The sequence below is a fragment of the Bradyrhizobium sp. genome (assembly GCF_049581145.1).
Classification (GTDB): Bacteria; Pseudomonadota; Alphaproteobacteria; order Rhizobiales; family Xanthobacteraceae; genus Bradyrhizobium.
In genome coordinates, this window is record NZ_JBAURI010000712.1 from 1 (window position 1) to 8,627 (window position 8,627).

Annotated in this window: 8 protein-coding genes and 2 pseudogenes; 5 read left to right on the top strand and 5 right to left on the bottom strand. The window is 64.2% G+C overall.

Features of this window, described 5'->3' with window-relative positions:
- Positions 1–1,343 (bottom strand): GTP-binding protein (locus WCB02_RS23145; RefSeq protein ID WP_423961787.1); only part of this gene is annotated, 1,343 nt, incomplete at its 3' end.
- Between the two features lie 597 nt (positions 1,344–1,940).
- Entirely contained in the window at positions 1,941–2,705 is a 765-nt protein-coding gene (locus tag WCB02_RS23150) for a Crp/Fnr family transcriptional regulator (protein WP_423961789.1), read from the bottom strand.
- Between the two features lie 180 nt (positions 2,706–2,885).
- Here WCB02_RS23150 and WCB02_RS23155 point away from each other — a divergent pair, with 180 nt between their 5' ends.
- The gene (locus WCB02_RS23155; RefSeq protein ID WP_423961791.1) at positions 2,886–3,260 is read left to right on the top strand and encodes a response regulator; all 375 of its coding nucleotides are present in this window, start codon (positions 2,886–2,888) and stop codon (positions 3,258–3,260) included.
- Between the two features lie 56 nt (positions 3,261–3,316).
- Here the strand turns inward: WCB02_RS23155 and WCB02_RS23160 are convergent, their stop codons facing one another.
- Complete coding sequence (locus tag WCB02_RS23160; RefSeq protein WP_423961793.1) at positions 3,317–4,795, bottom strand: TAXI family TRAP transporter solute-binding subunit; 1,479 nt, start codon at positions 4,793–4,795, stop codon at positions 3,317–3,319.
- Between the two features lie 218 nt (positions 4,796–5,013).
- On the opposite strand from WCB02_RS23160, the pseudogene WCB02_RS23165 reads away from it, so the two are divergent.
- The 4 genes and pseudogenes from WCB02_RS23165 to WCB02_RS23180 all read left to right on the top strand — a co-directional run.
- Positions 5,014–5,319: pseudogene (locus WCB02_RS23165) on the top strand (4a-hydroxytetrahydrobiopterin dehydratase); the annotation flags it as partial.
- Between the two features lie 101 nt (positions 5,320–5,420).
- Complete coding sequence (locus tag WCB02_RS23170; protein ID WP_423961795.1) at positions 5,421–5,795, top strand: YkvA family protein; 375 nt, start codon at positions 5,421–5,423, stop codon at positions 5,793–5,795.
- An 8-nt stretch (positions 5,796–5,803) separates the two neighbouring features.
- Positions 5,804–6,460 carry a hypothetical protein gene (locus WCB02_RS23175; RefSeq protein ID WP_423961796.1) on the top strand — a complete coding sequence of 219 codons (657 nt, stop codon included), beginning with the start codon at positions 5,804–5,806 and terminating at the stop codon, positions 6,458–6,460.
- Entirely contained in the window at positions 6,409–6,774 is a 366-nt protein-coding gene (locus tag WCB02_RS23180; RefSeq protein ID WP_423961798.1) for an adenylate/guanylate cyclase domain-containing protein, read from the top strand. The genes WCB02_RS23175 and WCB02_RS23180 overlap by 52 nt, the downstream gene beginning before the upstream one ends.
- Before the next feature lie 263 nt (positions 6,775–7,037).
- Here WCB02_RS23180 and WCB02_RS23185 read toward each other — a convergent pair whose 3' ends face one another.
- Entirely contained in the window at positions 7,038–8,243 is a 1,206-nt protein-coding gene (locus tag WCB02_RS23185) for a TAXI family TRAP transporter solute-binding subunit (protein WP_423961799.1), read from the bottom strand.
- 15 nt (positions 8,244–8,258) lie between these two features.
- Positions 8,259–8,627, bottom strand: a pseudogene (locus WCB02_RS23190) (hypothetical protein); the annotation flags it as partial.

An 8,627-nucleotide genomic window follows, 5' to 3' on the forward strand; every position in this document is an offset into this window, starting at 1 on the left:
CCGCGGGTCGGCGCGTAGAACACCAGCCGCAGGCGGTTGCCGCCGGAGGGGCGCATCTCGATCATCTCGGCCTTGCGCTCGCTCATCTTCTGCACCACGACGCCGGAATGCTCTTCGTCGACGTCGATCACCACTTCCTCGATCGGCTCCAGCGGCTGTCCGGTGGCCTCGTCTTTTTTCAGCACGACGCGCGGCCGTGACACCGACAGCTCAAAGCCCTCGCGGCGCATGGTCTCGATCAGGATCGCGAGTTGCAATTCGCCGCGGCCCGAGACTTCCATGGAGTCCTTGTCGGAGGCTTCGGTCACCCGCAGCGCGACATTGCCCTCGGCCTCGCGCAACAGGCGGTCGCGGATCATGCGGCTCGTGACCTTGTCGCCTTCGGTGCCGGCCAGCGGCGAGTTGTTGACGATGAACGACATCGACACCGTCGGCGGGTCGATCGGCTGCGCCGGCAGCGGCGTGTCGACCGAGGGATCGCAGAAGGTGTCGGCCACCGTGCCCTTGGTCAGGCCCGCAATGGCGATGATGTCGCCGGCCTCGGCTTCTTCCAGCGGCGTGCGCTCGATGCCGCGGAACGCCAGGATTTTTGTCAGCCGGCCCTGCTCGATCAGCTTGCCGTCGGCGCCGAGCACCTTGACCGCCTGGTTCGGCTTGATTGAACCCGAACTGATCCGGCCGGTGATGATGCGGCCGAGATAGGGATTGGCCTCCAGGATGGTGCCGATCATCCGGAATGGGCCCTCTTCGACCTTGGGCGGCGCGACATGGCGCAGGATCAGGTCGAACAGCGGCTCCATGCCCTTGTCCTTCGGACCTTCCGGGCTGTCCGCCATCCAGCCCTGCTTGGCCGAACCGTACAGAATCGGGAAATCGAGCTGTTCCTCGCTGGCATCGAGCGCGGCGAACAGGTCGAACACCTCGTTGATGACTTCGGTCGGCCGCGCGTCGGGCCGGTCGACCTTGTTGATGACGACGATCGGCTTCAGGCCGACCTTGAGTGCCTTGGAGACGACGAACTTGGTCTGCGGCAGCGGGCCCTCGGCGGCGTCGACCAGCACCAGCGCACCGTCGACCATGTTGAGGATGCGCTCGACCTCGCCGCCGAAATCAGCGTGGCCGGGCGTATCGACGATGTTGATGCGGGTATCCTTCCACTGCACGGAGGCTGCTTTCGCCAAAATCGTGATGCCGCGCTCGCGCTCCAGGTCATTGGAATCCATCGCGCGCTCGGCCACTTTCTGGTTCTCGCGAAAGGTACCGGATTGCTGCAGCAGGCGATCGACCAGCGTGGTCTTGCCGTGGTCGACGTGGGCGATGATGGCGACGTTGCGAAGGTTCATGGCTCTTCTTCTGGGTCGTGCATGGTGGGAGCGCGATCTCACCGGAAAACCGGGATCCCATCTTTCCGGATCGCACTCGAAAACCTGAAATTCTGCGGACCTTTGGGTCCAAAAAGGAAGCCCGGCCAAAGGGACCGGGCACACCTGACGCGTTGCGCTGCAATATATGCAGGAAAGGTCAAAAAACAATGACTTGTTTACGACCTGGTGGAGCGATTTCGGGCCGACCGGAGCCTTACGGTTGGTTTGCCCTTGTCATCGTCTTGTCATCCCTTGGGGGCCAGGTCCGCCGATTCAGCGGCCGGGGCCCGAACCGCTGCACCGGTCGTCCCCAGCCGAACCCACATTTGCGGAGCTCGATTGCGAAGATGGCGCCGGCTGGCAGCAGCTTCGACCGATCTGGCGATGCCCGGGAACGAACAGATAGACGCCAAGCCCCGGCGCCGGATATCAGCGACACAGGGGAGCTTGAACGATTGCGATTGAAGTTGCAGCGGCAAATAAGCGACAGCCACCATGCCGCGACACCCGCTGTGACATCGTAGATCGCGTGAACTGCAGCCCCGTTCATGACGAAGTTGTAGCGCGGTTTTCTCGCTAGACGGAACCCTGTTCTTCGGTCGGATAGACGCCGCGCAGCACTTCCTCGAAATGGCTCTTGACCGACTCGTTGCAGAGGCAGGACCTTTGCTGCAGGGCGTCGGGGTTGCGCACCAGGATCGAGCCGCGCCGGGTCTCCAGAATGCCTTCCGCCTTGAAGGTCTGCATGACGCGGCTGGTGTAGCTGCGGCCGACCCCGAGCAGGGTCGCCAACTGCTCGTGGGTCAGCGGCACGGCAGCGTCGCCATCGGTTCGCTCCATGGCCGAGACGATCCATTTCGCGGTGCGCTGTTCGATGGAATGGATGGCGTTGCAGGCGGTGGACTGAAAGATCTGCGCCAGCATGCAGTCGGCGTAGCGGGCGAAGATATTGCGCAAGGTCTTCGATTGCGTCTTCGCCGCATCCAGTCTGCTGACCGGCAGGCGAACAAAGGGACCGCCGAATTTGACGGTGATGCGGGTGTAGGCCGGCAGAAACCCTTCGCTGACGATACCGCCGACCGCGCCCTCACGGCCGACCAGGATGGTCTCGAGGTCGCGGCCATCTTCGTTGGGGACCAGGAACGAGGCCAGCGATGGACCACAGGGAAAGTGCACGGTCTCGACCCCATCGCCGGGATTATAGAGCAGGTCGCCGGCGGCGCCGTCCTCCGGAGCAAGGTAGGGGGCGAGCAGCGCGTAATCGGCCGCGCTCAGCCGCCGCAGCAGGTTATTGTACGGCCGGTCCGTCACCTCGGCCGCTTCCTGGCGTCGCATCAGCATTCGAAAACCCCACTCTGTCGTTCAGGCCACAATAATCGAACTGGCTCCTGCGTTGTGTGCACAAGTGCACCGACAGATGAACTTCGATGTGGTGGTTTCGTTCCGGGAACCCAGTGATGCTTCTTGGGCGTCGGCAGCGGGGCGTCCTGACCAGAGTGTCGCCCCTGAACCTGTGTGATCATGGAATCCGCCCCGCCCGCCGGCCTGCCGAACGACGTGCTGATCGTCGAGGACGATCCGATCATTGCGCTCGATTTCGAGGACACGATCCTCGGCTTCGGCGTGCAGGGGGTTCGGACCGCCGGAAATGTCGCCATGGCGCTCGACATGATAGCCGCTCGCGCGCCGGATTTTGCGCTGCTTGACGTCGGTCTGGTCCGGGAAAAGAGCTATGCGATTGCCGAGCGGCTCAACGCCTTGAAAATTCCGTTCGTGTTCGTGACCGGTTACGGCGCCGACCGCGTGCCGCCGGCATTCGCCGACCGCCCGCGGCTGCCAAAGCCGTGTCCGACCGACGCGCTGTATGTGGTGCTGAGCCGCGGCGCCAGAGTTTGATATACTGCCTTGACGTCTACGTTTCACCGCCCTGCGAAGCGGAAAGCCGCCAGTGCTCAGGTGCCGGTGGCGCGGAAGGCCGCGCCGGCCCGCTGCGGGTTCTGCGGCGTGGTCGCGAGCAGCGCCCTGCGGTCGGCGACCGCGGTGTGAAGCTGCGCGAGTGCGATATTGAAGGCGGAAAGCGCGCCTTCCTCCATTGCGCCGTGATCATAGCATACGAGCGTATCGCGCAGGATCGTGTCGGCTTCGTCCTGCATGCGGTCGAGCTCTTCGGCGGAATCGCAGCGCCGCGCGGCCGGGATCATGTCCAATAGCCGCTCGCGCAGCGAGGTGTTGGTCTCGCGTTGATCCTTCTTGAGATAGCCGGCAAACCAGGCGCCGAGTGAGCCGGTCGCCGATAACGCCATCAGGGCCCACCAGATGTAATCGCTGTAGCGATCCAGGAAGGTCTTCTCGTCGCCGTCGACGAATGCCGCGGCACCAGGATGCACGGGAAGTACGGCATCCTTGTCGGTATCCGGCGTCTCGATCTTCGCAGCCAGCGGAAATTCCGCCATCAGTTGCTGGCGGATTGCGAACAGCTGCCGGGTAAAGGCGGCGACAGTGGTGTCCGACAGGCCTTTGCGCGCGACGATGTGGTGGTTGAAGCTGATCGTCTTCACCTCGTCGTCCGGGCGGACGGGCGAGCCACCGAAGCTGCCGGCGGGAATGTCGGCGGCCTCGTAGACCGGGTGGTTGTGCGCGATCGCTTCCGCCGAATCGATGGCGAGGAAGGTCGCCGTACCGCCATCCCGTGTCGATGCCGCGATCGCCTCCGTGATGATCTTGCTGTTGTCGGGACCGGCCGCGAGATAGACATCCGCCTTCTGGCTCTTGACGGCCTCAATGGCCTCGGCCGCGGGAAACTGAACGATGTCGACCTTGATCGGATCGACGCCGTATTGCTGCAGGATCATCTTCAGCAGATTGACGTTGGCCGGCGTGCGGCCGATGACGCCGATCCGGTGCCCCGCAAGCTGCGCGATCTTGGTGATCCTGGTGCCGGCTTTCCTGCCCTTGCGCTTCCCTTGGCGCTTCCCTTGGCCCTTGGCCGGGGGCGCCCACAGCACCACGACGTTCTTGCGCAGCGTCGCGACCGCTTGCGCGTTTTTCGGCACCTCTAGGTCGCCGCGGATGATGGCAAGGTCGACCTTGCCTTGCGCCAGTGCCTCCGCGCTCGCGACAGAGCCCTCGGTCTGCACCGGCCTCAGCCGGACATAGCCGCGCGTCTTGTTGAAGGCTTGCGTCAGCGCCTGGACCAGCCTGGCATCGTCACTGTTGGCCGGTCCGACTGCCAGCTTCAACGTCACCGGACGCATCGCGAAATAATAGCCGCCCGCAATCGCGCCGACGATGGCGAGCACGGCGGCGATCGTGATGAGAATTGTCCTGCGACGCATCGCTGCCCGCGATGGTAGCGGTGCTGCGGCTGGCGGGCCAGCGGCAAGATCCCGGGTCATCGATCTGGCAAACAGCCGTTTGAGGTCCAATTGCATCTCGCCGGTCGAATTGGATCAGTATTCTAGCATTCCTCTGGCCGCACCGAGGGTTACATCTGCGTCATGGTTACCTGCCTTGCCGCCGATTCCATGGCTGCGATCCGTCCTTGCCATGGCCCTTGGTCCGGGACGCGAAGGCTGCATTCAAGGTTGGGGTACGCCCAAGGTTACGGTAGGTTCAACGTCAGGGCAAAGTTCCATCGAACGACGGAGGCCAAATGACGGAACGGCTATCGGCGGAAGCGCGGCAATCGGCGCTAAAGGCGCTGCCGGGCTGGGCGGATGTCCCGGGACGGGAGGCGATCACCAGGATCTTCACCTTCAAGGATTTCAACCAGGCGTTCGGCTTCATGACGCGCGTGGCGCTGCTCGCGGAGAAGAACGACCACCACCCCGAATGGCGCAACGTCTACAAGACGGTGGAGGTCGTGCTGGCGACCCATGACGCCGGCGGCGTGACCGCGCGCGATATCGATCTTGCCAAGGCGATGAACGCCTTCGCCGCGCAACTCGGCGCCTGATCCGCTGACCGCGGTCTTGCGGTCACGGAGCCAAGTCACCACTTTCGCCTCACAACTTGTTGAGAAACCCCTGGAGTTCTTGGTTTCGAAGGAGCCCGGCGATGGCAGCCGATTACAGCGTGGGATTTGAGCCGGCCGATCGGCTGGCGCAGGACCGCGACAGCGTGCGCAAACGGTTCTGGACCAAGCTGAAGCGGGTCGCGGCAAGGCTGCCCTTCGTCGAGGATCTGCTCGCCGCCTATTACTGCGCCTTCGACAAGGAGACGCCGCGCCACGTCCAGGCTGCGCTGCTCGGCGCCATCGCCTATTTCATCCTGCCGTTCGACTTCATCCCCGACATGCTGCCGGTGCTCGGCTTCACCGATGATGCCGCAGTGCTGGCGACCGCGATCCGGCTGGTCGCGAACCACATCACCGAGGATCATCGCGCGGCCGCGCGCGCCGTGCTGACCCGGGGAATCGACAACGAGGCGTGACCGCCGTCGTGTCCAATCGCCAGGTCGAGGTTCAGATGCAGCAGGAGGCGCATGTCCTGCTCCGCTGGCTGATGACCGAGGCGCGCAAGCTGGTCGACCCGATCGCATTTCTCGAGGCTCTTGCCTGCGAGCTGCGCGCCGCCAGCGTCGATGTATCGCGCATCACCACCGGCGTCCCGATCCTGCATCCGCGGATGTTTTCCTTCAGCCTGCTCTGGGAGCTCGGCAAGCCCGCGACGGAGCGTTCCTATCGCCGCGACCCCGCCTTGACGGCTGCAACTTCCTCGAGCCCGATCTGGATCGCCTGTCAGGGCGGCGGACCGGTGCGCTGCGATCTCACCGCGCCGCCGCGCGAGGGCGAGTTTGCAATTCGCGCGGAATTGCGCCGCGATGGCTTCACCGACTATGTGGTGTACGCCGTGCCGTTCGCCGACGGCAGCCCACAAGGCGCTCTCGCTCGCCACCTCACACCGCGGCGGATTCAGCGGCGACGAGATTGGGTTGTTCGAGGCGATGCTGTCCGGCGGTCCCGTTCAATATCGAAATCCAGGTGCTGCGCCGCACCGCGCGGACGTTGCTCGATACCTATGTCGGACCGCAATCCGGCGGACGGGTGCTCGACGGCCAGATCCGGCGCGGCAGCGGCGAGATCATCCGGGCGGTGATCTGGCTCTGCGACATCCGCGGCTTCACCAATCTGTCCGAGGCACTGCCGAACCAGGACCTGATCGAGCTGCTCAACTGCTATTTCGGCCCGATGTGCGACGCCGTCGCGGCGCATGGCGGCGAAGTGCTGAAATTCATCGGCGATGCGATGCTGGCGATCTTTCCGATCGGTGCCGATCCTCCAGAGACCTGTGCCAGAGCCCTGATCGCCGCGGGGCACGCCGAGCGGCACTGGCCGGCGAAAACGACCGTCGCGGCTGTCTCGGCCTGCCGCGCATCGAGTACGGCCTGGCGCTGCATCTTGGCAACGTGATCTGCGGCACTATCGGCAGCGACAGCCGGCTCGACGTCACGGTGATCGGCCGGCCGTCAACCTGACCGCGCGTCTCGAATCGATGTGCCGGCCACTCGGCCGGCAGATCCTGCTGTCCTCGGATTTTGTCGCGGGCGGCGGCGTTGCCGCAAGCTCGCTGGGCCGCTTCTCGCTGAAGGGCATCAGTGCATCAGGAAATCTTCGTGCCCGATTTGACTTCAAGCCCGGCCGCGAGCGGCCGGCCTTGAAGTCGTTCCCCTCTGTTATTGGACCTGCGGCTGCGGCTCTTGCTGCGGCTGTCGCTGGCGGACCACCTGCGCCTTCGCGTTCTGTGCCTCCCAGGCCTGGTATTGCTTGAACAAGGCCTCGCGGTCGCCTTCCGACTGCAGGTTCCTGGCCTCCGGGCTTTGTTTCAGGAATTCCTCGAACCGGCTGCGGGCGCCATTGCCGATGCCATGCGCGTCCAGCCATTGCTGCGCGATCGGCAGTCGCGTCCAGCCCGGTAGCGGCGCCGATAGCGAGACCTCCTTCCACTTCGGATGGAACGGCGGGTTCTGCAGCGCCGGGAATTTCGTGAAGAAGGCGTCCACGAACAATTCCAGCTTGCGATAGCGGGGGGAATTGGGCGCCCAGTTATAGGCCGCAAGCACGGCCGGCACCGCGATGGTATCGACCGTATCCCCTGCTGCGATCAGGTTCGGATAATCCTTCGACGTCAAGGTGGCGGGCAGATAGTCGCCCTGCAGCGGCCTGTCGTAGTCGACCGTCACCAGATGGAAGCGTCCTCCGTCGTTGACGAAGTTGCTGACGGATTTGTACGGCTTGCCGCCGACCACGATCACGGCGTCGAGTTCGCCTTTCCTCAGTTTCTCCATCGCGATGCGCTGCTCGATATAGGCGAAATTGTTCGCCTGCAGGCCGAGCCGCTCGAACACGGCCAGCGCGGTCACGAACGTGCTGCCATCGGGGAGATCGACGCTCACCCTCTTGCCGTCGAGATCCTTCAGGTTGTGAATCCCGACCGGGGCGATCACCTGCATCTCTTCATTATAGAGCTTCGTGACATAGACCAGCTGCTTCCTGAGGTCATGGGCAATGCCCTTCTTCTCGAGATAGTCGAGCGAATCGGCGCGCACGACACCGATATCGACACCCTGCAGGAACAGGATGTCGGCGATGCTCTGCACCGAACCGCGGCCGACGATCGGAAGGATTCGCAGCTTGTTGCCGTCGTCGAGCACGGACGACAGGTCAGCGCCGAATTGCACATAGGTGCCGCCGATGGTCCCGGTGATCAGCGTCACCGTGTTGGCGTTGAGGGCCTGCTTGGTCTGGGCCGAACCGAACTGGAAGATCGCCTTGAGGCTGTTGCTGATCTTCTCCGGATCGTAGGCGGTATCTTCGGCACGGGCCGCGAGGCCGCACGCCATCACAATGGCAACGAGTGCCAGTCCAATCAAACGTCGCATGTGTCCCCCTGGGAGCTAGTTTTGCATTTGGCCGAGACGCCGCTGTGCGTCCGCGGAGCCGAACTGGGCCGCCTTCTGGTACCAGTTGCGCGCCGCCGCGGGATCCGCGTTGATGTTGCGCACGTCCCGGGTTCCCAACACTTGGGGATCATAGGTCTGAGCCAGCATGAACGCTGCGTTGGGGTCTTGCGCATCGGCTGCGCGTCGCAGCAGCAGCCGCGCGGGCGGAATGTCGCCCGAGGCGAGCAGGTCCTTGGCTCGCTTCATCAGCATCGAGATTTCGTCGGGATCCATGCGCCGCACGGGCGCCTGAGCGGCCGGTGGCGGGGCGAACGCCTGCGGCGCGAACGCTTGGGGCGCGGTCATCGGCGGCGCCGCAGGTGG

Excerpts from the sequence above, each read along its gene's own strand:
- WCB02_RS23170 (WP_423961795.1), top strand. The coding sequence starts at position 5,421 with ATGGCAGCCGATTACAGCGTGGGATTTGAGCCGGCCGATCGGCTGGCG.
- WCB02_RS23160 (WP_423961793.1), bottom strand. The coding sequence starts at position 4,795 with ATGCAATTGGACCTCAAACGGCTGTTTGCCAGATCGATGACCCGGGAT.
- WCB02_RS23155 (WP_423961791.1), top strand. The coding sequence starts at position 2,886 with ATGGAATCCGCCCCGCCCGCCGGCCTGCCGAACGACGTGCTGATCGTC.
- WCB02_RS23150 (WP_423961789.1), bottom strand. The coding sequence starts at position 2,705 with ATGCTGATGCGACGCCAGGAAGCGGCCGAGGTGACGGACCGGCCGTAC.
- WCB02_RS23185 (WP_423961799.1), bottom strand. The coding sequence starts at position 8,243 with ATGCGACGTTTGATTGGACTGGCACTCGTTGCCATTGTGATGGCGTGC.